The sequence below is a fragment of the Streptomyces sp. CHD11 genome, assembly GCF_018638295.1.
GTDB lineage: Bacteria > Actinomycetota > Actinomycetes > Streptomycetales > Streptomycetaceae > Streptomyces.
In genome coordinates, this window is record NZ_JABTTS010000026.1 from 130,843 (window position 1) to 153,553 (window position 22,711).

Consider the following 22,711-nt stretch of genomic DNA (forward strand, 5'->3'; position numbering starts at 1 on the left):
CGGAATGACCCGAATACTGATCTGCCCGGATCGGCTCCGCGCGTGGATAAACCCCTGACCTGCCGTCTGATCAGCGAATTTCCGGCCCGCTTCGCCGGCGCGTGGGCACCCCCCACGACCCGGCTCAGCCGTCGTCCCCCGGCCCGCTGCCCGCGGGCCGCGACGGGCCGGCCGGAAGGCGCCGGGGACCGGCGGCCCGGGTGATGGCCGACTCGACGGCGGCGATGCGGTCGCCGAGGAGGGAGAGGGCCGCCACCGCGCGGGCCAGGGCGTCGTCGTCGGAGCCGCCCGGGGTCAGCGCCCGGACGTGGGCGGCCTTGAGTTCGGCCCAGCGCGCCGCCCGGTCGGCGGTGAGCGTGCCGCGCAGCTCGGCGAGCTTGAGCAGGTTCGCCTCGGCGCCGGAGGTGAGGGTCTGGGCCTCGGCCGTGTAGTGGTCGTCGATGACGGCGGCCAGCTCGGTGTCGTTCATGACGGGCTGGATCCGCTGGGCGATCTTGTTCATGTTGCGGTAGGAGCCCTGGAGCCGGAACGGCGGTTCGGTACGGGCGCCGTCGGACTGGGCGGCGGAGGCGATGTAGGCGGCGTTGACGGCGAGGACCGTGCGGCGGGCGGTGAGCAGATGGCGCAGTACGGCGAGGACGCGTTCGAGTTCGGTGGGCGCGTAGGGGTGGGTGAGGCGGTCGGGGCGGGCGGTGGGGTCGTTCCCGGCGAGCCGGATCAGCAGATCCAGGTCGGCGCGGTCGCGTCCGGCGAGCGGGGCGAGCACCGGGTTGGCGGTGAGCGCGTTCTCCACGAAGCTGAGCGCGAAGACGTCCTCCTTGCCGGTGAGGACATCGCCGAGGTTCCACACGTCGGCGCGGTTGGCCAGCATGTCCGGGACCCGGAAGACCTCGCCCGACTCGGTGTAGGGATTGCCGGACATGCAGACCGCGAACCGCTTGCCGCGCAGGTCGTAGGTGCGTGGTTCGCCCTCCCGGACTCCCTCCATCCGGCGCGTGGCATCGCACAGCGGGATGAACTTCTGCAGCAGTTCGGGCGAGGTGTGCTGGATGTCGTCGAGGTAGAGAAGCGTGTTGCTGCCCGCGGCCAGCGCGAAGTTGATCTTCTCGACCTCCTGGCGGGCGGTGGCGTCCGGCGCCTCGGCCGGGTCCAGCGAGGTCACCGCGTGCCCGAGCGCCGGGCCGCTGATCCGGACCAGGACCAGGCCGAGGCGGTGGGCGACGTACTCCATGAGGGTCGTCTTGCCGTAGCCGGGCGGGGAGAGAAGCAGCAGCAGTCCGCCGGCGCCGGTGCGGGCCGATTCGCCCGTGGTGCCGAGCTGCTTGGCGAGGCTGTCGCCGACCAGGGGGAGGTAGACCTCGTCGACCAGCCGGTTGCGGACGAACGACGACATGACGCGCGGCCGGTGGTCGTCCAGGCGCAGCCGGGCGCGCTCGGCGGTCACCAGGGCGGTGCGCCGGCGCTGGAAGGCGCGGAAGGCGGGCACGTCGCACTCCCTGAACTCCTCGGTGCGGGCGAGGAACTCGTCGAGACGCAGGGTGAGCCGGCGGTCGGTGGTCCGGGGGTGGGTGGCGACCAGCCCCTCCACCGTGACGGTCAGGGTCGCGTCCGACTCGTGGCGGGGCAGACCGGGGCAGAGCTCGGCGGCCACGGCCTCCGCGAGGTCGCCTGGGGCCACTTCGTCGCCGGTGGCGGTGGTGTACGCGGTCAGCCAGGCCTCGACCAGTTGGCGGCGGGCGGTGAGGTCGCCGAGGGCGGGCAGGTCCTCGTCGTAGGCGCCGTTGGCGACCGTGCGGCGGAACTTGTCGAGGAGCGTGCGGGTGCGGCCGCTGATGACGAAGCCGTCCGGGCCGGTGGTCAGTTCGTCGAAGAGGTATGCCGCGCAGGCCTCCGGGCGGACGGTGGCGTCCTGGTCCCACGCCCGCACCGCGCGGGCGAGTTCGCTCCGCAGCGCGCCGAGCGCGGGCGGCGGGCCGAAGGCGTCACGGACCCGGGCCAGGGAGCGGGCGCGGCGGGTGAGGCCGGCGCGCTCCTCGGCCGTGGTGCCGTGCGCCCAGTACAGCAGGGCGTGCGCCCGCGCGGCGGAGGAGTGACGCAGTGTCCCGGCGGCGGCGTACAGCGGCAGGACGGCGGTGAGGATCGCGGTGGCGTCGTGGTCGTGGACGCCCCGCTCGTAGCCCTCGTCGTACGCCTCCTCGGCGGCCCGCCGGACCAGCGCGGCGAGGTCGTCGGCGCCGCTCAGGGCGTCGGGGCCGTGTTCGTGCAGCAGCCGGGCGGCGAGGTGTTCGGCGCGCTGGACCTCGGGTGACTCGGACGGCAGGTGCCGGCTCCACAGGTGGCGGTCGGCGAGGAGGGCGGGGTCGGTGACGGGGGCACGGAAGTCGGTGCCGGTGAGGGCCAGGGCGAGGGAGTCGCCGTGCGGGACGACGGTGAGGTCGAAGGGCTCGGTGGAGACGGCGAAGCGGTGGTCGCCGAGGCGGATGACCCGTCCGCCGTCCGCGAAGAGGTCGGTGCGGTCGCGCAGGGCGCGGGCGGCCTCCTCGTGGGCCGAGCGCAGCCGGCCGTCGAGCTCCTCGGCCCGCACCCGGTCGCCGAGTTCGCGCAGTTCACCGGAGGTGCGGCGGATCTTGGCGACGAGCGGGTCGGAGGCGAAGTAGGTGCTCACCGCGTCGCTGTCGGCGAGGGTGGCGGAGCGCCGGGTGATCGTCGTGAGGACACGCTCGGCGGCGGAGGCGAGCTGTTCGGCACGGCGGGCACGCGCGTCGGTGAGGCTCTGCTTGCGGGCGGAGAACGCCTCGTAGACCTCGGTGCGCCGGGCGGCGAGTTCGCCGAGGACGTCGTCGAACTCCGCGAAACGGGACTCCAGTGCCTCCAACTGGGTCAGGACCTGGGTCAGTTGCTCGTCGCAGGTCCCGGGGTCGCCGGCGACGGCGAGGGCCCCGGTGACGGTCTGGCCGAGCAGGGCGAGCTCGGCGGCGAACCCGGCGCGTGCCTCCCGGTCGAGCAGGCCGCGGCGGCGGGTTTCGAGGGTGGCGCGGGCGCGGTTGACGCCGCCCAGGGCCTCGGCGACCCGCTCCAGGACGGCCGTGCGAACGGTGGCGTCGGCGATGTCGAGTCCGGCGACCACCTCGGTCACCGTGCGCAGTCCGCCGGCGAGTTCGTCGAGGCGGTCGGCGACCGGGGCGGCCTCGGCGGTGGTGGTGATCGACTCGATGTCGGCGTGCAGCTGTTCGAGGTCGGTGTGGTGGGTGGCGAAGGCGTCCTCGCGGGCCAGGAAGGCGATCGCGCGCCGGCCGAAGCCGGCGAGATCCGTCCCGGCCTCGCCGGCGAGTGCGTCGATGCGGGCGTGGTCCGCGTACCGCATGTCCTTGAGGGCCAGCAGATGGCCCTGGGCCGCGCGGAGTTCGGTGAGGCCGGTGACCCAGACGGCGGCCTCGCGGGGCTGCTCGCCGCGCAGCCGGCGCACCACGGAGGCGATCCGGTCCGCCGCCTCGTCGAGCGCCCCGGCGGCCCGGCGGGTGAGGTCGCGTACGGCCTCGAACTCGGCCAGCACCTGCTCGGCGGTGTCCCGCACCTCGGCCAGGGGAGCGCGCAGATCCCCCAGTTCGGGGTCACCGAGCCAGTGGTGGGTGTCCAGGGCGCGGACGCAGGCGGCCGCCAGGGTGGTGTAGATCTCGGCCGTCGGGGCGGTCTCCGCGGCGGAGCGGGCCAGGGACAGGCAGTCGGAGATACCGCGTACGAGATCGGCGTTGCCGACCCGGGCCAGCGCGCCCTCGCCCGCGGGCTGCGCGGCGGCGTAGGTGTCGGAGACGTAGGGCGAGTGCCAGAGCTGGACCGGGTGGACGCGGGCGGCGTCGTCGCCCTCGGGACGGAGCAGGACGAGCAGGCCGTCGTCGAACAGCGCCCACCCGTGGCAGGCCATCGGGGTGGCGACCGCCTCGCGGATCTGGTTGTACGACAGCAGCAGGCCGCGTCCGCGACCGGGGGCGTGGAAGGCGTACAGCACGTCCTCACCGTGCGGCGAGCGCACCTCGCGCTCGAACTCCATGCCGTCGGTGTCGAGTTCGTACGTCTTGTGCGCTCCGACGGCGAGGCAGTACCCGCCGGGGAAGACGATGCCCTGGTCCTCGGGCAGCCGCCGGCAGCCCTGTCCGATCCCGTCGAGGCGGACGACGGTGTGGGTGAGGGTGTTGAAGACCAGGTGGCGGTGTGCGGTCTCCTTGTACGGCAGGACGCGCAGCAGGATCAGGGCGCCGACGCGGGCGTGGGCGATCTCGGCGTCGGCGAGGGACTGCAGGGGCTCGTCGACGGGCTCGCTGTGGATGCCGTCGGGGGTGGCGGTGTCGTTGTCGGTCTTGACGGTGAGGGTGCCGCCGAGGGTGTCGACGAAGACCTCGCCCCGGACGGAGACATGGGGGTGACGGCCGAGGACGTGGTCCTCGCGGGTGGTGGGGATCCAGTCGATGCCGTCGGGCTCGGCGCGCGCGTGGTCGCGGTCGCCGCGTGCGTCGAGGAACGCGGCGCGGCCGTCCTCGGACACCGACCAGCGCAGTACACGGATGTCGCCGGCCTTCTCGCCGGTCTGGAAGACGGCGAGCAGCTTGCCGTCGACACGGCGCAGCCGCAGCAGGCGGGCCTGCCGGTAGTAGCGGTGCAGGGCGGCGAACTCGCGGACGAAGTGCGGGTCGTCGAGAAGTCCGGGCACGGCGTCGTCGGCCAGGCGGTTCAGCTCGCGGTCGTGCGGGGCGAGGACGTCACCGACCGCGATGTCCCGGTCGGGCCGGGGCCGGGCCTCGTAGCCGAAGAGGAGCACGTCACCGACGGCGACGATGTCGCGGGGCACGCTGCCCCGGTCGGTGCGCAGCCGTTCGGTGCCGGTGAGGCGCAGCTCGGGGGCGCCGAACTCCCGCGCCCGCCGGTGGTTCAGCGCCTCGGCGCGGCGGACGAGTTCGGCTGCGCGGGCGGTGAGGCGGTCACGCAGTACCTGGTAGGCGCCGCCGTCGACCGTCGCGGGGGCCGCGGCAGGGTCCTGCGCGGGGCCCGTCGCCGGGGCCGGAGCGGGGCCGGTCGCCGGGGCCGGAGCGGGGCCGGTCGCGCGGCCGTCGGCGTCGGGTGTCTCCTGACGGATCGCGGACTCGTGGGTGCTGGTCATGACTGCCTCTCGGGAATGGAGCGGCCGGGAGCCGCCGTCCCCTGTGCGGCGGCTCCCGGCCCGATGGTGGTCAGGCCCTGGCGTGGCCGTTCAGCTCGGTCAGCGGTGTGTCCGAGAGGCCCAGCTCACCGGCCTTCGCGATCAGTTCCCTGAACCGGCCGGTGTTCTCGCCGCCCTGCTGCATCAGCCGCATCAGCAGGGCCGAGACCGTGAGGTTCTGTACGTCGGAGGTCGAGACGGAGCCCAGGACGCGGCTCAGGTCGTCGGTGAAGCTCGCGGAACCGTCCAGCCAGGGACCGGCGAGTGCCTGCGCGGTCTCGGAGTTCTGGACGAAGCCGTCCACGCTCTTGCCGAGCGTGATCGAGGACATCAGCCGGTCGAAGAACATCGACTCCCCGCCGACGATGTTGATGTCCGCGTTCTCCAGTCCGGTGGCGAGGACCGTGGCCTGCGCCTCGGCGACCTGCCGCTGTACCTCCAGTCCGGCGAGCCGGATGTCCTTCTCGGCCTCCAGCCGCAGCCGGTACTCCTCGTGTCCCCGGGACGCCTCGTCGAGCGCGGCCATCGCCGCCGCCTTCTCGGTGAGGCCGGCCGCCTCCGCGCGGAGCCGGCCGCTGATGGCCTCCGCGTCGGCGAGGGCCTTGGCCCGCGCGCCCTCGGCCTCGGCGCGCATCCGGGCCTCGGAGGCCCCGGCCTCGGCGCGGCCCGCCTTCTCGATGACCTCGGCCTCCTTGTCGCGGACCTGCACGGCGGCCAGCCCCTCGGCCGCGGCCTCCGCCTGGACCCCCTCGGCGGTCCGCAGCTTGGCCCGCGCCTCCAGGTCGGCGGTCTTCAGCCGGGCCTCGGCGAGGGTGAGTTCCTCGGCGGCACGGTGGGTGGCGGCCTGCTCGGCCGCTTCGGCCGCCTTGATGTCCTTGACCAGCTTCTCCTGCGCCTCGGCCTCCGCGGCGATGATCACGGCCTGCCGCTGCCGCTCGGCCTCCTCGACCGTGCGCAGCTTCAGGATCGACTCCTCCTGCTCGGCGACCGTACGGTCCACCGCGACCCGCTCACGGATCACCTCGGCGATCTCCCGCTTCTCCGCCTCGACCTCCTTCTCGGCGGCGATCCGGGTCAGTTCGGTCTCCCGCTCCCGGGCGATGACCTCCAGCAGCCGGTCCTTCTCGATCCGCTCGCTCTCGACGGCGATGACCCGCTCACGGTTCTTGGCGGCGACGGCGACCTCGCGGGCCTGGTTCTCGCGCTGCACACCGAGCTGTTCCTCGGTGCGCAGGAAGGCGCTCTGCGCGCGCAGCCGCTCCTCCTCCACGACCCGTGCGGTCTCGGCCTCCTCGCGGGCCCGCACGGTCTCGATCTCCCGCTTCTGCTTGATCTCGGCGTCGGTCTGCCGGCGCTCCAGCTCCAGGATCGCCTCGCGTGCGTCGACGTCCTGCCGGGTGATCTCCTTCTGCTCGTTGCGCTGGGCCTCGTTGGTGCGGACGTGCTCCACGGCCGTCAGCTCGGTGATCTTGCGGATGCCCTGCGCGTCGAGGACGTTGCCGGGGTCGAGCTGGGTCAGCGGCGTCTGCTCCAGGTAGTCGATCGCCGCGTCCTCGAGGTGGTAGCCGCTGAGGTCGACGCCGATGACCTCGATGATCCGGTACCGCAGTTCCTCGCGCTTGGTGTAGAGGTCGGTGAAGTCCATCTGCTTGCCGACGGTCTTCAGCGCCTCGGAGAACTTGGCGTGGAACAGTTCCTGGAGCGTGTTGCGGTCGCTGGCCCGCGCGGTGCCGACCGCCTGGGCGACCTTGATGACGTCCTCGGTCGTCTTGTTGACCTTGACGAAGAACGTGATGCGGATGTCCGCGCGGATGTTGTCCCGGCAGATCAGGCCTTCCTTGCCGGCCCGGGTGATCTCGATGGTCTTCACCGAGATGTCCATCACCTCGGCCTTGTGGAGCACCGGCAGCACGACCGATCCGGTGAACGTCACATCGACCTTGCGGAGCTTGGAGACGATCAGCGCCTTGCCCTGTTCCACCTTGCGGAACAGCTTGGTGACGAGCAGCAGACCGATGAGTACGAACAACAGGGCGACGCCGGCGAGTACGGCGATGCCCACGGTGGCGGCATCCATGGGACACGTCCTTCTGGGCTGGGAAAGTGGCAGAAGTCAGGGAAAACAGCGCCTCGTCGGCGAGGCGGGGGTATGTCCGGTGGCGAGGGAGACGACTCAGCGGGCGTCGCGGTTCCGCGGCCCGCGCGGACGGATGCCGTCCGCGGGCCGGCACACCGCGCGCTCCGCACCGTCCCGGTCCGCACCGCGTGCGTGCGGGGACCGGGACGGCCCGGGTTCGTCCGGTTCGTCGGGTGAGAGACGGTGCGGCGGCCGTACGGAGCGGGGACGGAGGGCGGACGGACCCGCGGCGGGCTTCACCTTGGTGCGCATCCGAGTCCCTCCCCTTCACCGCTCGACGTCGTCGGGGCAGCACGGATCCCCTCCGGTTCCGGTGCCGGGCACCTGCCGGTGCCCGGCACCGGAACCTTCCGCGGTGCTCCCCGCGGACCATGATGCCCCGCGCGGTCCGGAGGACGCATTGCCGGATTCCGGCAAGGTTCACTAGGGTCTGCATGCCGGTGCGTCAACATGAACGCATCAGGAAAGCGTCAAGAGTTGAGGTGACCGCATGACACAACGGGAGATTCCCGAGCAGTATCTGGACGGCTATACCGCCATCCTGTCCGAGGTGGCGGTGACGGGCAGACGCCTCACCCGGGACGAGATCGCCTCGCGGCGCCATCTGGGGGAGCGTGCGGCGGAGGCGGGCCTGGGTCTGCGGTTCCTCGTCAGCGAGCATCTGTCCGCCGCCCGGGTGGCGTGGCCGCGCGGCGCGGACTCGGTGGAGGGCGCGCTGGCGGCCGTACAGCAGGTGGTGGACGCGTTCGCCGAAGGGTACGAGCGGGCGCAGCGGCTGGCCGTACGTCAGGAGGAGGCCGCCCGGCGGGAGTTCATCGACGACCTGCTCTACGGGCGCAGCGATCTGGGCCGGCTCGCCGAGCGCGCCGAGCGCTTCGGACTGCGGCTGTCCCATGAACACGCGGTGGCCGTCGCCCGGGGCGCGGTCGCCTACGAGGAGGGTGACCCGGTGCCGCGGCAGGTGGAGCACGCGCTGATATCCCGCTTCGGTGACCGCAGCGTCCTGCTCACCACCAAGGACGGGCGGCTGCTGTGCATCGCGCCCGGACACCAGGAAGAGGTGCTCACCCACTTCGCCAAGCAGGCACACGCCGCCACGGACGGCGGCCAGGTCGCCATCGGCCGCCCGCAGTCCGGGCCGGGCGGGGTCGTCCAGTCGTACGAGGAGGCCCTGAGCTCCCTGGAGATCGCCGAGCGGCTGGGGCTGGACCATCCGGTGCTGCGCGCCTCCGATCTGCTCGTCTACCCGGTGCTGGCCCGCGACCGCCAGGCCATGGCCGACCTGGTCCACAGCACCCTCGGGCCGCTGACCGCCGCCAGGGGCGGTGCGGAGCCCCTGCTCGACACCCTCACCGCCTACTTCGACTCCGGCTGTGTCGCCGCCGAGGCCGCCCGGCGGCTCTCGCTGAGCGTCCGCGCGCTGACCTACCGGCTGGAGCGCATCCACCGGCTCACCGGAGCCAACCCCTCCGATCCGGCGCACCGTTACATGCTGCAGACCGCGGTGATCGGGGCGCGCCTGCTGGACTGGCCGGCCGACACACCGTGAGCCGCCGCCGGACGCACGGTGCCCGCCCGGCGCACGGCCCCACGGCCGGGCCCGTCCCGTCCCGCGTACCGGCACGTCCGCTGCCCCGGGCCGCGACCACGCCGGACGACACCCGCCGGACACCGGCGCCGACGGCGGGACGCGTCGCGCGTCCCGCCGTGGCCGCACCGTCCGACGCCGGGCCTGCGTCCCGCGCCTGTCAGGGTCGCGCGCCACCGCTCCCCCGCGTCCGGAGCCTTCGCCGGGGCCGTCGCCGACGGCACCGGCCCGGCGGACGCGTCAGGTCAGGTCCGCCGCCAGGATCTCCTGGCGCACGGCGTCCGGCCCCATCGCCACCAGTCCGGGTACCACGTCGTTCCACCGGGCGGCGAACTCGTCCAGGGCCGTGGCCAGGGACCGTCGCAGGCGGCGTCTGCCGAGGCGGAGGACGACGGCCGCCACCGGGCGGAGCAGGTACCGGCCCCGGAGCCGTACGGTGACCATGACCTGCCAGTGACCGTCGGGGCCGCCGGGCTCCGGGACCGCCCGCAGGTCCGCCCGGGCGACGCCGCACTCCAGACGCGCCCGCAGCGGGGCCGTACGCGCGGTCCGGCCGGTGCCGGCCGCCGCCCACCAGTCGTCGGACCGCAGCCGTGCTCCGCCGCTCACCCGGGACAGCGGGGACCACAGGTTCTCCACCCGGGCCCGTCCGTCGATCTCGAGGAGGCGCGGCCGGTCCGGTCGGTGCAGGGTGCCCCGGACCGTGAAGGCGCCGTCCGGCTCGGACCCGGCGAGCGCCAGCTCCAGCGCGCGCCGCCGGTTCCACTGCTCTACGGTGATCCGCCCCGCCTCCCCCTCCGCGGTGCTCTCGTACACCGCTCCGGGCCGGAGATGACGTCCCCCCGCGTGCCGTACGTCCGGTACCTCCCGTCCGTCCGGCAGCAGCACCCGCCCCGCCTCCGTGCGGGTGTCCTCCGCCAGATCCAGCAGGACGGCGAGGGAGTCCCCGAGCCAGGGAAGCGGGACGGGGGCGAGGAGCACGGTGTGACGGAGAGCGACCATGGGGTCAGCGTGACGACTCCGCCGTGCGCCGGTCCATGTCCGGGCCCGGCAACGGGCGGGCCGGTGTTCTTCCGGTCCCCGGCAGCATGGGTGCGGCCGGGCGCCGGTCAGGCCCGGACGAGGGTGACGTCCTGGTTCCCGACGGCGTGGACGACGGGCTCCAGGAGGATGCCGCCGCTGGGGCGCAGTTCGAGGATCGTGGCCTCGACGTGCGCGGGTCCTGCCGTCAGCACGTCGCCGGGTACACGGCCGGTGTTCTCCCAGCGGTGTTCCTCCCCGTCGCACACCGCGCGGGTGCCCCCGATGCCGTAGCGGATGGCGGGAGTGGACTGGCTCACCGAGGAGCTGATGAAGATGTCACCGGTGCCGGCCAGGCAGCGGTAGGTGCCGGAGAGGGTGAGGGAGCCGTCCTCGGCGATCCGTCCCTCCGCGTCCACCGTCACGGTTTCCGCGGGATCGGTCGACGCGGTCGCAGCGGGTGCCCCCGCTGCGGTGCCGAGCAGCAGGAGCGCTGAGCCGGCCATCGCGCCGAGGTAAGGGCGTACGGGCATGGAGGACCTCCGTGAATGAGCGGAACGAGGCCTTCCACCAGTACCCGGTGCGCCGCGGCGCGGCCACTCGGCGTCACCCTTCGGTGGCCGGGCGGTGCCGGCCGTCGGGGAACGGTCCCGGGATTGTCCGGGAGCTGTCACGCTTCGCGGCGACCCGTTCCGCCGCGTTCCCGGGCGGAGCATGGTCTCCCTGTACGACCCCTTCGGACCGTTCCACCTATGTGGAGGTGCGCCATGTGTGCCCACCAGTCTTCCTGCCCCCGGACCGAGCCCGTCGCGCCGCATGTGGTGGCCGCACACCCCGAGCAGGGCTGGAGCCTGCGGTGTGACGGTGTGATCGTCTTCGACGACACCGGCGAACTCCTTCCCGACGGCCGCGTCGTCGCCCCGCACCGGATGCCCGCCGACCGCCTCGTGGCCGCCGCCTGACCCGGGCGTCACCGGGTTCACCCTTCCGCGACGAACCACCGCAGAAGGGAGGCGAGCCGCTCCGGCCGGTCCTCGGCGATCAGCGTCCGCGTGTTCCTGATCTCCACCAGCCGGCCGCGCGGCAGCAGTTCGGCCAGGCGGCGGCCGTGTTCGCGGGGCATCATCCGGTCCTCGGTGGCCCAGACGACCAGTGCGGGCCGGTCGAAGTACCGCAGTCCCTGGGCGGCCTCGAGCAGTTCGTCACGCCGGACATGGGTCCCGTAGTGCCGGAAGTCCCGCCGGATCGCCGGGTCGGTGCGCAGGGGACGCAGCCAGCGGTCGACGATCTCGTCCGGCACGGGGCGCTTGGTGAGCGCCCCGAGCCCGACCGGCAGTCTGCGCAGCGGTTTCAGGCCGAGCACCCGGACCATGAGCGGGATGCCGCCGGGCACCCGGCAGGCCAGGGTGAGCATCCTGCCGGGCAGCCCCGGCGGGTAGTTGTCGAAGGCCTCGCAGGAGATCAGCACCAGCCGCGCCAGCCGCTCGGGGTGCCGGGCCGCGACCGTCTGGGCGCGTCCGCAGTCGCTCTCGACGAGGGTGACGTCCCGCAGGTCGAGGCGGTCGAGGAACTCCGCGACCAGTTCGTTGACCAGGTCGGGGGTGGGCGGCCGGGTCATCGGTGTGCGGTGCGAGCCGTACGGCAGGGTCGGCGCGATCAGCCGGTGGTCCGTGCGCAGTCCGGCGACGACGTTCCGCCAGACCGAGGAGTCGTGCACCAGTCCGTGCAGCAGGACGACGACCGGTCCGTCGCCTCCGGTGTCCTCGTAGGCGACGGTGCCCGCGCTGAGCTCGATCTCCGGCATGTCGCCAGACTAGGGCCTGAGGGCCGGGGGCGCCGGGGGCGCCGGGAGCCTCAGGGCAGCAGGGCGAAGCCGTCGAGTTCCACCAGTGCCTCCTCGTCCCACAGCCGGACGACTTCGACGACCGCCATCGCCGGGTAGTCCCGGCCGGCCAGCTCCTGCCAGATCCGGCCGAGCCGGCGGGCGTGGGCGCGGTAGTCGGCGACGTCGGTGGCGTAGACGGTGACGCGGGCCAGGTCGGCCGGGGTACCGCCGGCGGCGCGCAGGGCGGTGAGCAGGTTGGTGAGGGCGCGGGTGAACTGTTCGGGCAGGGTGTCGCCGGCCACCTTGCCGTCGGCGTCGAGGGCGGTCTGGCCGGCCAGGAACACCAGCCGGGAGCCGGTGGCGACGACGGCGTGCGAGAAGCCGGCCGGCCGGGAGAGTGCGGGCGGGTTGACGCGCTCGGCGGTCATCTGACCTCCAGGTTCTTGTACAACTCCTTGGCGATGATGCCCCGTTGAACCTCGCTCGCCCCTTCGTAGATACGGGGCGCGCGGACCTCCCGGTAGAGGTGTTCGAGCAGGTGTCCGCGTTGCAGGGCGCGCGCTCCGTGCAGTTGGACGGCCCGGTCGACGACGTACTGCGCGGTCTCGGTGGCCAGCAATTTCGCCATCGCGGCGCGCCGGGGGACATCGGCGGCGCCCGCGTCGTACGCCGCGGCCGCCGCGTACACCATCAGCCGGGCCGACTCGGTGCGCAGGGCCATCTCGGCGACCTCGTGGGCGACGGACTGCAGGTCCTTCAGTTTGCCGCCGAACGCGTCCCGCCGGGCGGTGTGTCCGAGGGTGGCGTCCAGCGCGGCCTGGGCCATGCCGACCGCGAAGGCGCCGACGCTGGGCCGGAACAGATTGAGGGTGTCCATGGCGACCCTGAAGCCGCCGTCCGGCACGCCGAGTACGTCGTCGGCGGTGACCGGGACGGCGTCGAGGACGAGGGTGCCGATGGGGTGCGGGGAGAGCATGTCGAGGCGGCTGCCGGTGAGGCCTGGGCGGTCGGCGGGGACCAGGAAGGCGGTGACGCCCCGGGCGCCCGCGTCGGGGGTGGTGCGGGCGAACACGGTGCAGAAGTCGGCGTCGGGGGCGTTGGAGATCCAGCACTTCTCCCCGGTGAGCCGCCAGCGGGAGGCGCCGTCCGGCGCGGCCGTCAGGTCTGCCGGAGCGCCGGACGCGGCGGCGCCCGCCATGGGGCCGGCGTCCGCCCCCGGACCGTCTCCAGCGGGCGGGCCGGTGCGCGCGTCCGCGCCCGCGCCTGTCGCCGGGCCGGTGCTCACCTCCGGACCCGCACCCGTCCCCGGACCCGCACCCGCACCCGTCCCCGGACCCGCACCCGCGCCCGCACCCGCGCCCGCATCCGCCCCCGGACCGACACCCGCCTCCGGGCCGGTGCGCGCCGCCGGACCCGCGCCCGTCGCCGGGCCGGTGCGCGCCCGGGGGGCGTGCGCGGCACCGTGCCCGTCCGGTGGGGAGGCCTGCCGTACCGGTGCGCCTCCGGTCCGGCCCGGCCGGGAGCCCTCGTCGGCCCGCTCCGCGCGCAGCGAGAGCGCCGCCGCGTCCGAGCCGGCCCCCGGCTCGCTCAGCGCGAACGCCGCGACCGCGCTGCCGTCGCTCACCCGGGGGAGCCAGCGGGCACGCTGGGCGGGGGTGCCGTGGGCGTGCACCGGGTGGGCTCCCAGGCCCTGCAGGGCGAGGGCGGTCTCCGCCTCCGTGCAGGCGTGGGCGAGGGACTCGCGCATCAGGCACAGGTCGAGCGCACCGGAGGTGAACAGCCGGGGCAGCAGGCCCAGGGCGCCGAGTTCGGCGACCAGGGCACGGTTGATCCGGCCGGGTTCACCCTTCTCGGCGAGCGGCCGCAGCCGCCGCGCGGCCATGGTACGCAGCTCCGCACACCACGCGAGTTGTTCCGGTTCGAGCGAGAATGCGGTCATCTGCGGTCCCTTCCTCGCCGCCGGTCCGCTCCCGAGGCTATCGCGGACCGTTGACTGCCGTCACCAACGCGATACGCTCCTGAGGCGAGCCCACCACGCCGAGGGGGCGAACCGTCATGAATCCACGGGCCACCGCGCACGTCGACACCTTCGCCCGCGACCATCTCCCGCCACCCGGCCAGTGGCCCGAGCTCCGCTTCGACCTGCCGGAACTGGACTACCCCGAGCGGCTGAACTGCGCCGCCGAGCTGCTGCACGGCCCGCCCGACGACCGCCCGGTGTTCCGCACCCCGGCCGGTGCGCCCTGGACGTACGGCGAGCTGCGGGCCCGGGTGGACCGGCTCGCCCATCTGCTCACCGGGGACCTCGGGGTCGTGCCCGGCAACCGGGTGCTGCTGCGCGGCCCCACCACGCCCTGGCTCGCCGCGTGCTGGCTGGCGGTGCTGAAGGCGGGCGGGGTCGCCGTCACCGTGCTCGCCCAGCAGCGGCCGCACGAGCTGGGCACCATCTGCTCGATCGCGGAGATCCGCCACGCCCTGTGCGACGTCCGGGCGGTCGACGACCTCGCCAAGGCCGAGGTCAGGGGCCTGAGGATAGCCACGTACGGCGGCGACTCCCCCGACGACCTGACGCACCGTCCCGCGCCCGGTACCCCGTACGAGGCCGTGCCGACCGCCGCCGACGATGTCGCCCTGATCGCCTTCACCTCCGGCACCACCGGCCGGCCCAAGGGCTGTATGCACTTCCACCGGGACGTGCTGGCGATCGCGGACACCTTCTCCCGGCACGTTCTCAGGCCGGTCGAGGACGATGTGTTCGCCGGCAGTCCCCCACTCGGCTTCACCTTCGGACTCGGCGGGCTCGTGGTGTTCCCGATGCGTGTCGGCGCCAGTGCCCTGCTGCTCGAACAGGCCCGTCCGGAACAGTTGCTGGCGGCGGTCGCCGAGCACCGGGTGTCGGTGCTGTTCACCGCGCCCACCGCCTACCGCGCGATGCTGGGCGAGGCCGGCGCCCACGACCTCTCCTCGCTGCGCCGCTGCGTGTCGGCCGGCGAGAACCTGCCCGCCGCCACCTGGAGCGCGTGGCACGAGCGCACCGGGCTGCGCATCATCAACGGCATCGGCGCCACCGAACTGCTGCACATCTTCGTCTCCGCCGCCGACGAGCGGATCAGACCCGGAACGACCGGGGTCCCGGTTCCCGGGTGGCAGGCGCGCGTGCAGGACGCGGACGGCGTTCCCGTGCCGGACGGGGAGCCGGGGCTGCTCGCGGTGCGGGGACCGGTCGGCTGCCGCTATCTCGCCGACCCGCGCCAGCGGGAGTACGTGCGGGGCGGCTGGAACATCACCGGCGACACCTACGTCCGTGACCCCGACGGCTACTTCCGCTATGTGGCCCGCGCCGACGACATGATCATCTCGGCCGGGTACAACATCGCGGGCCCGGAGGTGGAGGACGCGCTGCTGCGCCACCCGGACGTGGTGGAGGCGGCGGTGGTCGGGCGGCCCGACGAGGCCCGCGGCCAGGTCGTGGTGGCGTACGCGGTCCTCGGGAAGGGCGCCGCACGCGATGCCGAGGCCCTGCGCGCCTTCGTGAAAACGGAGCTCGCACCGTACAAGTGCCCGCGCGAGATCGTCTTCCTGGACGCACTGCCCCGCACGGCCACCGGCAAGCTCCAGCGGTTCCGGCTGCGGGCTCCCACCGGCACGGGAGACGACCAGGGCTGACGCCGGGGACCGTGGCCCCGTCCCCACGACCTAAGATGATCAACGTGTCCGACCAGCATGCTCCACGGTCTCTCATCGTCACGCTCTACGGCGCGTACGGCCGCTTCGCGCCGGGCCCGGTGCCCGTCGCCGAGCTGATCCGTCTGCTCGCCGCGGTCGGCGTGGACGCCCCGTCCGTGCGCTCCTCGGTGTCCCGGCTCAAACGGCGCGGGCTGCTCGTCCCCGCGCGTACCGCCCGGGGCGCGGCGGGATACGAACTGTCCGCCGACGCCCGCCAGTTGCTGGAGGACGGCGACCGCCGCATCTACGCCACCGCCCCGCCCGGGGACGAGGGCTGGGTGCTGGCCGTGTTCTCCGTGCCCGAGTCCGAGCGGCAGAAACGGCACGTACTGCGGTCCCGGCTGTCCGGTCTCGGCTTCGGCACGGCGGCGCCGGGGGTCTGGATCGCCCCCGCCCGGCTGTACGAGGAGACCCGGCACACCCTGGAACGGCTGCGCCTCGACGGGTACGTCGACCTCTTCCGCGGTGAGCACCTGGGCTTCGCACCCACCACCCGGGCGGTGGCCCGCTGGTGGGACCTGGCCGGGATCGCGGAGCAGCACGAGGCGTTCCTGACGCGGCACGCCCCTGTACTGCGTACCTGGGAGCGGCGCACGGACACCCCGTCCGAGGAGGCCTACCGCGACTATCTGCTCGCCCTGGACTCCTGGCGCCACCTCCCCTACGCCGACCCGGGCCTGCCGGCCGCGCTGCTTCCCGACGACTGGCCCGGCACGCGCTCGGCGGCCGTCTTCCGGGCGCTGCACGAGCGGCTGCGCGACGCGGGGGCCGGCTACGCGGCCCTGGAACCGGCCGGCTGACCCGGGCACGCCGCCTTGCAGTCACTCAACTCAGCGTGAGCCGGGGCTTGGGGGCGTCGGTGCGGCCGGTCGGCGGAGGGCGGCTGCCCGCCCGGTAGGGCGCCGGCCAGACGGCGCCCGGTCCCTCGTAGCCCTGCTCGGCCGCCGCGTGCAGGGTCCAGTGCGGATCGTACAGATGGGGACGGCCCAGGGCACAGAGGTCCGTACGCCCCGCCAGAAGCAGGGAGTTGACGTCGTCCCACGAGGAGATCGCGCCCACCGCGATCACCGGGATGCCGGCCTGGTTGCGTATCCGGTCGGCGAACGGGGTCTGGTACGAGCGGCCGAACTCCGGTTTCTCGTCGGCGACCACCTGCCCGGTCGACACGTCGATCGCGTCGGCGCCGTGCGCGGCGAAGGCACGGGCGACGGCGACCGCGTCCTCGGCCGTGATGCCGCCCTGCGCCCAGTCGGTGGCGGAGACGCGGACGGTCATCGGCCGGTCCTGCGGCCACACCGCGCGCACCGCGTCGAAGACCTCCAGCGGGAACCGCAGCCGCTTCTCCGGTGAACCCCCGTAGGCGTCGGTACGGCGGTTGGTGAGGGGGGAGAGGAATCCGGAGAGCAGGTAGCCGTGGGCGCAGTGCAGTTCGAGGAGGTCGAAGCCGGCCCGCGCGGCCCGCACGGCGGCGGCGGCGAACTGCTCCCTGATGTCGGTGAGCTGGGCACGGGACAGCTCCCTGGGCACCTGGCCGCCCGGCCGGTACGGCAGCGGAGAGGCGGCGACCAGGGGCCAGTTGCCGTCGTCGAGCGGCTCGTCCATGCCCTCCCACATCAGCTTGGTCGAGCCCTTGCGGCCGCTGTGGCCGAGCTGAACGCCGATCGCGGTCCCGGGTGCCTGCGCGTGCGCGAAGTCGGTGATCCGCCGCCACGCCTCGGCCTGCCTGCCGGTGTAGAGACCGGCGCAGCCTGGGGTGATGCGGCCCTGCGGGCTGACGCACACCATCTCCGTCATCACCAGCCCGGCACCGCCCAGCGCGCGGGAGCCGAGGTGGACGAGGTGGAAGTCGCCGGGGACGCCGTCGACGGCCGAGTACATGTCCATGGGCGAGACGACGACCCGGTTGCGCAGGGTCAGTCCGCGCAGCCGGAACGGGGTGAACATCGGGGGCGTGCCGGGAGGGCAGCCGAAGCCGCGTTCCACGGCCTCGGTGAAGCGGGCGTCGCGCAGCCGCAGGTTCTCGTGGGTGACGCGGCGGCTGCGGGTGAGCAGGTCGAAGGCGAACTGGCGGGGTGGCCGGCCCAGATGGAGGGGCAGGTCCTCGAACCACTCCAGACTGGCCCGGGCCGCGCGCTGGGTGGAGGCGACGACGGGACGCCGTTCCGTCTCGTAGGCGGCGAGCGCGGCCTCCAGCGACGGTTGTTCGCGCAGGCCGGCGGCGAGCGCGAGCGCGTCCTCCACGGCGAGCTTGGTGCCGGACCCGATGGAGAAGTGCGCGGTATGGGCGGCGTCACCGAGGAGCACGATGTTCCCGTGCGACCAGCGCTCGTTGACGACCGTACGGAAGGTGGTCCACGCCGAGTTGCCGGTCCTCAACGGGCGTCCGCCGAGCACGTCCGCGAAGATCTTGGCGCACCGGCCGGCGGACTCCGTCTCGTCCATCTCGTCGAACCCGGCGGCCTGCCACACCTCCTGCCGCATCTCGACGATCACGGTGGAGGCCCCCTGGTTCCGCGGCCCGGAGGGCCCCGTCGAGGGGTGGTGGTCGGGCGACGGGCGGGAGTAGGGGTAGCCGTGCAACTGCATCACACCGTGCTCGGTCTCGGCGATCTCGAAGCGGAAGGCGTCGAAGGCGAAGTCGGCGGCGAGCCAGATGTAGCGGCAGCGGTGCGGGGTGATCCGGGGACGGAACACCTCCGCGAAGGCCTCGCGGGTGGCGCTGCCCGCTCCGTCGGCGGCGACGACGAGGTCATGGGTCCGCGCGAGCCGGACCGGGTCGGGTGCGGCCGCGCGGAAGCGCAGGTCGACGCCGAGGGCGTGGCAGCGGGCGTGCAGGATCTCCAGGAGGCGGCGGCGGCCGAGGGCGGCGAAGGCGTGCCCTGTGGAGGTGTGGCGGGTGTTGCGGTGGACGATGTCGATGTCGTCCCAGCGGACGAAGTGCCGCCGGAGTTCCTCGTGGACGTGGGAGTCGGCGTCCTGGATGCCCCCGAGGGTCTCGTCCGAGAGGACTACGCCGAAGCCGAAGGTGTCGTCGGGGGCGTCGCGTTCCCAGAGGGTGACCTGCCGGTCGGGGGCGAGGCGCTTGAGCAGCGCGGCGGTGTAGAGGCCGCCGGGGCCTCCGCCGATGATCGCTACGCGGAGGGGGCGGCGCGGGGCCCCGGGCGGCTGCGGGTCGTCGGTGGCTTGCCGCGCCGCTCCCGGCGCCCCTGAGGGCGATGGGGTCGCCTGAGACGGGAACATCCGCTACCTCCTGGGCCGTCGCGGACGCGGGTTGCCGGTGGCGGGGCTCGCGGGTTTCCGCGGCGGGGCCACGGCCTACCTTCCCTGCCACTTCGGGGGGCGTTTCTCGGTGAAGGCGGTGTGGAATTCCCGGTAGTCCTCGCCGGTCATCAGGAGGGCCTGGGTGGAGGCGTCCAGTTCCACCGAGGCGGCCAGCGGCATGTCCAGTTCGGCGGTGAGCAGGGCCTTGGTCTGGGCGTGTGCCAGAGCGGGGCCGTCGGCGAGTCTGCGGGCCAGGGCTCGGGCGGCCTCGTCGGCCCCGCCCTCGTCCGTCAGCACGCTGATCAGGCCGATGCGCTCGGCCTCCGGTGCGCGTACCGGGTCTCCCAGCATGAGCAGCCGGGTGGCGTGACCCAGGCCGACCACCCGGGGCAGCAGGTATGCCGCGCCCATGTCGCCGCCCGACAGGCCGACCCGGGTGAAGAGGAAGGCGAATCGGGCGCCCGCGTCGGCGACGCGGAAGTCGGCGGCCAGGGCGAGGACGGCGCCGGCGCCGGCCGCCACCCCGTGCACCGCGGCGATCACCGGGAACGGGCATTCCCGTACCGCCCTGACCACCTGGCCGGTCATCCGGTTGAAGTCGAGCAGCTGGGCGGTGTCCATCGAGAGGGTCGCGCCGATGATCTCGTCGACATCGCCGCCGGAGCAGAAACCGCGGCCCTCACCGGCCAGCACCAGGGCCCGTACCGCCCGCTCGCGGGACAGCTCGGCGAGCAGATCACGCAGGTCGGCGTAGGCGCCGAAGGTGAGCGCGTTGAGCTTGTCGGGGCGGGCGAGGGTGACGGTGGCGACGCCGTCGGCGAGATCGACGCGCAGGTGCGCCCAGCGGTCGGTGCGGGCGGCGGAGCCGGTGAAGGGACTCATGAGGGCGGCCTCCTCGGGCGGGCACTGCGCTGCTCACTGAGTTCTGCCCCCTGAAGTTATCACTCCTTGGTGACTGTCGTCACGGGTACGCGATACGTTCGGGGACCGTCACATCCGTCATGACTCGTCGACGCGGCGGTAACGGCGGGTCCGGGTGCGCGAGGCGGGACCCGGGCGCGGGTAGGCCGCCGTTGCCGGGGCCCGACGCCCCGGACGGCGCCCCGGGCAGGGCTCCGGCGCCGCCCCCTCGAAGGGTGGCACCGGGTGCGCCGTACCATTGACGGTTGACTGCAGGAGCACCCGCTCCATGAACGGACCCGTTGTGCACGATCCCTCCCCCGCTTCCACCTCCTGGCGCGTCGCGCTGCCGCACTCCACCGCGGCAGTGCCCGTCGCCCGCGCCCTGGTCCGTACGGCACTGGCCGAGCGCAAGCACACCGCCGACAGCGACACGGCGGAACTGCTGACGGCGGAACTGGTGGCCAACGCCGTGGAGCACACCTCGGGGAGCGCCCCGATCGAGCTGGTGGTCCGGCTGCTGCCGACCGGTTTCCAGGTGGAGGTGCACGACGCCGACCCGGCGCCGCCCGGCGACCTCACCCGTCCGCTGCTCACCCAGCCCGACCCCTGGCAGGAGCACGGGCGGGGGCTGCTGCTGATCCGCACCCTGAGCTCGTCCTGCGGCCACCGTCCCACCGACTCCGGCAAGGCGGTGTGGTTCCGGCTGCCCGGGCAGCGGCGCCCTCTCTGAGCGGGCCGGGACGGGAAGGGAGCTCAGGCGAGGGTCGCGACCAGGACCGCCTTGATCGTGTGCATACGGTTCTCCGCCTCGTCGAAGACCACCGAGTGCGCCGACTCGAACACCTCGTCGGTCACCTCCAGCGACTCCAGGCCGTGGGCCTCGTACACGTCCCGGCCGACCTGGGTGCCGAGGTCGTGGAAGGCGGGCAGGCAGTGCAGGAACCGGACGTCCGGGTTGCCGGTGGCGCGCAGGACCTCCATGGTCACCGCGTACGGCGCGAGGGCGGCGATCCGCTCGCCCCAGACCTCCTTGGGCTCACCCATGGAGACCCAGACGTCGGTGGCGACGAAATCGGCGCCCGCCACTCCCTCGGCGATCTCCTCGGTGAGCGTCACACGCGCCCCGCTGGACACGGCGAGCGCGCGGGCCCGGTCGACGACGTCCTGGGCGGGCCAGTAGGACTTCGGGGCGACGACGCGTACGTCCATCCCCAGCAGGGCCGCGGTGACGAGGTAGGAGTTGCCCATGTTGAAGCGGGCGTCGCCGAGGTAGGCGAAGGAGATGTCCGTGAGCGGCTTGGGGCTGTGCTCGGTCATCGTGAGCACGTCGGCGAGCATCTGGGTGGGGTGCCAGTCGTCGGTGAGACCGTTGTAGACGGGGACGCCCGCGTACCGCGCCAGTTCCTCCACCTTCGCCTGGCTGTCCCCCCGGTACTCGATCCCGTCGTACATCCGGCCCAGCACCCGGGCGGTGTCCCTCACGGACTCCTTGTGGCCCATCTGCGAGCCCGACGGGTCGAGGTACGTCGTGGAGGCGCCCTGGTCGGCGGCCGCGACCTCGAACGCACAGCGGGTCCGTGTCGAGGTCTTCTCGAAGATCAGCGCGATGTTCCTGCCCCGTAGGTACCGGTGCTCGGTCCCGGCCCGTTTGGCGGCCTTCAGTTCGGCGGCCAGTTCCAGCAGGCCGCGGAACTCCCGCGCGGTGAAGTCCGCCTCCTTGAGGAAGTGGCGGCCGGCGAGGGCGGTCGGGACAGTCGCCATGGGGCGCTCCAGGACTGGGGGACACGAATTATTGGAAGTCTATACGAAGATTTGCATTTCTATACAGCATCTATACAGCGTCTCGCTGTACGGGACAGCTCATGCACCGCGGTCCGCCCCTGCCCCGGCCCAGCTCGCTGCCCGGGATCTCTATCACCTCGATGCCCTGCTTGCGCAGATGCGTGTTGGTGGTGGAGTTCCGCTCGTAGGCGACGACCACGCCCGGTTCGACGGCCAGGACGTTGCAGCCGTCGTCCCACTGTTCGCGCTCGGCCGCGTGCACGTCCTGGGTGGCGGTCAGCACCCGGATCTCGCTGAGCCCGAGCGCGGCGGCGATCGCGCGGTGCATGTGCTCCGGCGGATGGTCGGTGACCTTGAGCTCCTTCTCGTCGGAGCCGGGCTCGATGGTGTAGGACCGGAGCATGCCGAGGCCCGCGTACTGGGTGAAGGTGTCGCCGTCGACCATCGTCATCACCGTGTCGAGGTGCATCAGGGCGCGCCTCTTCGGCATGTCGAGGGCCACGATCGTCCTGGCCGAGCCGGCCGCGAACAGTTTGTGCGCGAGCATCTCCACGGCCTGCGGGGTGGTGCGTTCACTCATGCCGATCAGCACCGCGCCGTTGCCGATGACCAGCACGTCGCCGCCCTCGATGGTGGACGGGTAGTCGGCCTGCCCCTCCGACCAGAGGTGGAAGGAATCCCCCCGGAACAGCGGGTGGTGCCGGTAGATCGCCTCGAAGTGCACGGTCTCGCGCTGCCGGGCCGGCCAGCGCATCGCGTTGATGGAGACACCGTCGTAGATCCAGGCGGACGTGTCGCGGGTGAAGAGGTGGTTGGGCAGCGGGCGGAGCAGGAAGTCGTCGAGCTCCATGACGTGGAAGCGCACCGAGGTCGGCTCGGGGTGGGTGTCCAGGAACTCCCGCTTGGTCATCCCGCCCACCAGCACCTCGGCCAGCTCCGGCGCCGGGAGCGTCTCGAAGGCGGCGCGCAGATGGTCGGTGGCCAGCGGGCCGTACTCCTTCTCGTCGAACACCCGGTCCAGTACGAGCGCACGTGCCGCCGGGATCGCCAGCGTCTCGGAGAGCAGGTCACCGAAGAGGTGGACGGTGACGCCGCGGTCGCGCAGGACGTCGGCGAACCCGTCGTGCTCGGCGCGCGCCCGGCGCACCCAGAGCACGTCGTCGAAGAGCAGGGCGTCCTTGTTGCTGGGGGTGAGCCTCTTGAGCTCGAGATCCGGCCGGTGGAGGATGACGCGGCGCAGCCGCCCGGCCTCGGAGTCGACGTGGTAGGTCATGTCTT

General features: G+C 73.3%; 16 protein-coding genes. 5 read left to right on the plus strand and 11 right to left on the minus strand.

All coding sequences use genetic code 11. The features are described from left to right. Nucleotides 1–124: 124 nt before the first annotated feature. Together HTV45_RS23420 and HTV45_RS23425 are read right to left on the minus strand one after the other, a co-directional pair. A complete protein-coding gene (locus tag HTV45_RS23420) occupies nucleotides 125–5,152 on the minus strand; it encodes a DNA repair ATPase (RefSeq protein ID WP_215207821.1) in 5,028 nt (1,675 codons plus the stop codon). A gap of 70 nt (nucleotides 5,153–5,222) precedes the next feature. Continuing rightward, complete coding sequence (locus HTV45_RS23425) at nucleotides 5,223–7,268, minus strand: flotillin family protein (protein WP_215207822.1); 2,046 nt, start codon at nucleotides 7,266–7,268, stop codon at nucleotides 5,223–5,225. Between the two features lie 550 nt (nucleotides 7,269–7,818). On the opposite strand from HTV45_RS23425, the gene HTV45_RS23430 reads away from it, so the two are divergent. After that, nucleotides 7,819–8,877: a CdaR family transcriptional regulator gene (locus HTV45_RS23430; RefSeq protein WP_215207823.1), complete on the plus strand. Its 1,059-nt coding sequence runs from the start codon at nucleotides 7,819–7,821 to the stop codon at nucleotides 8,875–8,877. A gap of 279 nt (nucleotides 8,878–9,156) precedes the next feature. Here the strand turns inward: HTV45_RS23430 and HTV45_RS23435 are convergent, their stop codons facing one another. Together HTV45_RS23435 and HTV45_RS23440 are read right to left on the minus strand one after the other, a co-directional pair. Then, entirely contained in the window at nucleotides 9,157–9,918 is a 762-nt protein-coding gene (locus HTV45_RS23435; RefSeq protein ID WP_215207824.1) for a hypothetical protein, read from the minus strand. 107 nt (nucleotides 9,919–10,025) lie between these two features. Beyond that, nucleotides 10,026–10,469, minus strand: coding sequence for a DUF6299 family protein (locus HTV45_RS23440; protein WP_215207825.1), 444 nt, complete (start codon nucleotides 10,467–10,469; stop codon nucleotides 10,026–10,028). A 234-nt stretch (nucleotides 10,470–10,703) separates the two neighbouring features. Between HTV45_RS23440 and HTV45_RS23445 the strand changes: the two genes are divergently transcribed. Beyond that, nucleotides 10,704–10,898, plus strand: coding sequence for a DUF5999 family protein (locus tag HTV45_RS23445; RefSeq protein ID WP_215207826.1), 195 nt, complete (start codon nucleotides 10,704–10,706; stop codon nucleotides 10,896–10,898). 17 nt (nucleotides 10,899–10,915) lie between these two features. Here HTV45_RS23445 and HTV45_RS23450 read toward each other — a convergent pair whose 3' ends face one another. Genes HTV45_RS23450 through HTV45_RS34465 form a run of 3 tightly spaced genes read right to left on the minus strand, consistent with a single transcriptional unit; the run spans nucleotide 10,916 to nucleotide 13,700 of the window. After that, entirely contained in the window at nucleotides 10,916–11,740 is an 825-nt protein-coding gene (locus HTV45_RS23450) for an alpha/beta fold hydrolase (RefSeq protein ID WP_215207827.1), read from the minus strand. A 50-nt stretch (nucleotides 11,741–11,790) separates the two neighbouring features. Beyond that, a complete protein-coding gene (locus tag HTV45_RS23455) occupies nucleotides 11,791–12,189 on the minus strand; it encodes a RidA family protein (RefSeq protein WP_215207828.1) in 399 nt (132 codons plus the stop codon). Then, nucleotides 12,186–13,700 carry an acyl-CoA dehydrogenase family protein gene (locus tag HTV45_RS34465; protein WP_251692610.1) on the minus strand — a complete coding sequence of 505 codons (1,515 nt, stop codon included), beginning with the start codon at nucleotides 13,698–13,700 and terminating at the stop codon, nucleotides 12,186–12,188. Before HTV45_RS34465 ends, HTV45_RS23455 begins: the two co-directional genes overlap by 4 nt. Nucleotides 13,701–13,816: 116 nt before the next feature. Here HTV45_RS34465 and HTV45_RS23470 point away from each other — a divergent pair, with 116 nt between their 5' ends. Next, nucleotides 13,817–15,427 carry an AMP-binding protein gene (locus tag HTV45_RS23470; protein WP_215207829.1) on the plus strand — a complete coding sequence of 537 codons (1,611 nt, stop codon included), beginning with the start codon at nucleotides 13,817–13,819 and terminating at the stop codon, nucleotides 15,425–15,427. A gap of 35 nt (nucleotides 15,428–15,462) precedes the next feature. Next, nucleotides 15,463–16,287 (plus strand): PaaX family transcriptional regulator C-terminal domain-containing protein, encoded by an 825-nt coding sequence (locus tag HTV45_RS23475; protein WP_215207830.1) that lies wholly within the window; start codon nucleotides 15,463–15,465, stop codon nucleotides 16,285–16,287. Between the two features lie 25 nt (nucleotides 16,288–16,312). Here HTV45_RS23475 and HTV45_RS23480 read toward each other — a convergent pair whose 3' ends face one another. Together HTV45_RS23480 and HTV45_RS23485 are read right to left on the minus strand one after the other, a co-directional pair. Continuing rightward, the gene (locus HTV45_RS23480; RefSeq protein WP_215207831.1) at nucleotides 16,313–18,727 is read right to left on the minus strand and encodes a bifunctional salicylyl-CoA 5-hydroxylase/oxidoreductase; all 2,415 of its coding nucleotides are present in this window, start codon (nucleotides 18,725–18,727) and stop codon (nucleotides 16,313–16,315) included. Nucleotides 18,728–18,802: 75 nt separating this feature from the next. Then, entirely contained in the window at nucleotides 18,803–19,630 is an 828-nt protein-coding gene (locus HTV45_RS23485) for an enoyl-CoA hydratase family protein (RefSeq protein WP_215207832.1), read from the minus strand. 307 nt (nucleotides 19,631–19,937) lie between these two features. On the opposite strand from HTV45_RS23485, the gene HTV45_RS23490 reads away from it, so the two are divergent. Further along, complete coding sequence (locus HTV45_RS23490; RefSeq protein WP_215207833.1) at nucleotides 19,938–20,381, plus strand: ATP-binding protein; 444 nt, start codon at nucleotides 19,938–19,940, stop codon at nucleotides 20,379–20,381. 23 nt (nucleotides 20,382–20,404) lie between these two features. On the opposite strand, the gene argF is transcribed toward HTV45_RS23490, so the two are convergent. After that, nucleotides 20,405–21,412, minus strand: a complete 1,008-nt coding sequence (gene argF, locus HTV45_RS23495) for an ornithine carbamoyltransferase (RefSeq protein ID WP_215207834.1) — start codon at nucleotides 21,410–21,412, stop codon at nucleotides 20,405–20,407. A 70-nt stretch (nucleotides 21,413–21,482) separates the two neighbouring features. Beyond that, nucleotides 21,483–22,706 carry an arginine deiminase gene (locus tag HTV45_RS23500; RefSeq protein WP_215207835.1) on the minus strand — a complete coding sequence of 408 codons (1,224 nt, stop codon included), beginning with the start codon at nucleotides 22,704–22,706 and terminating at the stop codon, nucleotides 21,483–21,485. Between the last annotated feature and the right edge of the window lie 5 nt (nucleotides 22,707–22,711).

What these genes read in the sequence shown, in the direction of transcription:
- HTV45_RS23420 (WP_215207821.1), bottom strand. Translation starts at nt 5,152, where the DNA reads ATGACCAGCACCCACGAGTCCGCGATCCGTCAGGAGACACCCGACGCC.
- HTV45_RS23425 (WP_215207822.1), bottom strand. Translation starts at nt 7,268, where the DNA reads ATGGATGCCGCCACCGTGGGCATCGCCGTACTCGCCGGCGTCGCCCTG.
- HTV45_RS23430 (WP_215207823.1), top strand. Translation starts at nt 7,819, where the DNA reads ATGACACAACGGGAGATTCCCGAGCAGTATCTGGACGGCTATACCGCC.
- HTV45_RS23435 (WP_215207824.1), bottom strand. Translation starts at nt 9,918, where the DNA reads ATGGTCGCTCTCCGTCACACCGTGCTCCTCGCCCCCGTCCCGCTTCCC.
- HTV45_RS23440 (WP_215207825.1), bottom strand. Translation starts at nt 10,469, where the DNA reads ATGCCCGTACGCCCTTACCTCGGCGCGATGGCCGGCTCAGCGCTCCTG.
- HTV45_RS23445 (WP_215207826.1), top strand. Translation starts at nt 10,704, where the DNA reads ATGTGTGCCCACCAGTCTTCCTGCCCCCGGACCGAGCCCGTCGCGCCG.
- HTV45_RS23450 (WP_215207827.1), bottom strand. Translation starts at nt 11,740, where the DNA reads ATGCCGGAGATCGAGCTCAGCGCGGGCACCGTCGCCTACGAGGACACC.
- HTV45_RS23455 (WP_215207828.1), bottom strand. Translation starts at nt 12,189, where the DNA reads ATGACCGCCGAGCGCGTCAACCCGCCCGCACTCTCCCGGCCGGCCGGC.
- HTV45_RS34465 (WP_251692610.1), bottom strand. Translation starts at nt 13,700, where the DNA reads ATGACCGCATTCTCGCTCGAACCGGAACAACTCGCGTGGTGTGCGGAG.
- HTV45_RS23470 (WP_215207829.1), top strand. Translation starts at nt 13,817, where the DNA reads ATGAATCCACGGGCCACCGCGCACGTCGACACCTTCGCCCGCGACCAT.
- HTV45_RS23475 (WP_215207830.1), top strand. Translation starts at nt 15,463, where the DNA reads ATGATCAACGTGTCCGACCAGCATGCTCCACGGTCTCTCATCGTCACG.
- HTV45_RS23480 (WP_215207831.1), bottom strand. Translation starts at nt 18,727, where the DNA reads ATGTTCCCGTCTCAGGCGACCCCATCGCCCTCAGGGGCGCCGGGAGCG.
- HTV45_RS23485 (WP_215207832.1), bottom strand. Translation starts at nt 19,630, where the DNA reads ATGAGTCCCTTCACCGGCTCCGCCGCCCGCACCGACCGCTGGGCGCAC.
- HTV45_RS23490 (WP_215207833.1), top strand. Translation starts at nt 19,938, where the DNA reads ATGAACGGACCCGTTGTGCACGATCCCTCCCCCGCTTCCACCTCCTGG.
- argF (WP_215207834.1), bottom strand. Translation starts at nt 21,412, where the DNA reads ATGGCGACTGTCCCGACCGCCCTCGCCGGCCGCCACTTCCTCAAGGAG.
- HTV45_RS23500 (WP_215207835.1), bottom strand. Translation starts at nt 22,706, where the DNA reads ATGACCTACCACGTCGACTCCGAGGCCGGGCGGCTGCGCCGCGTCATC.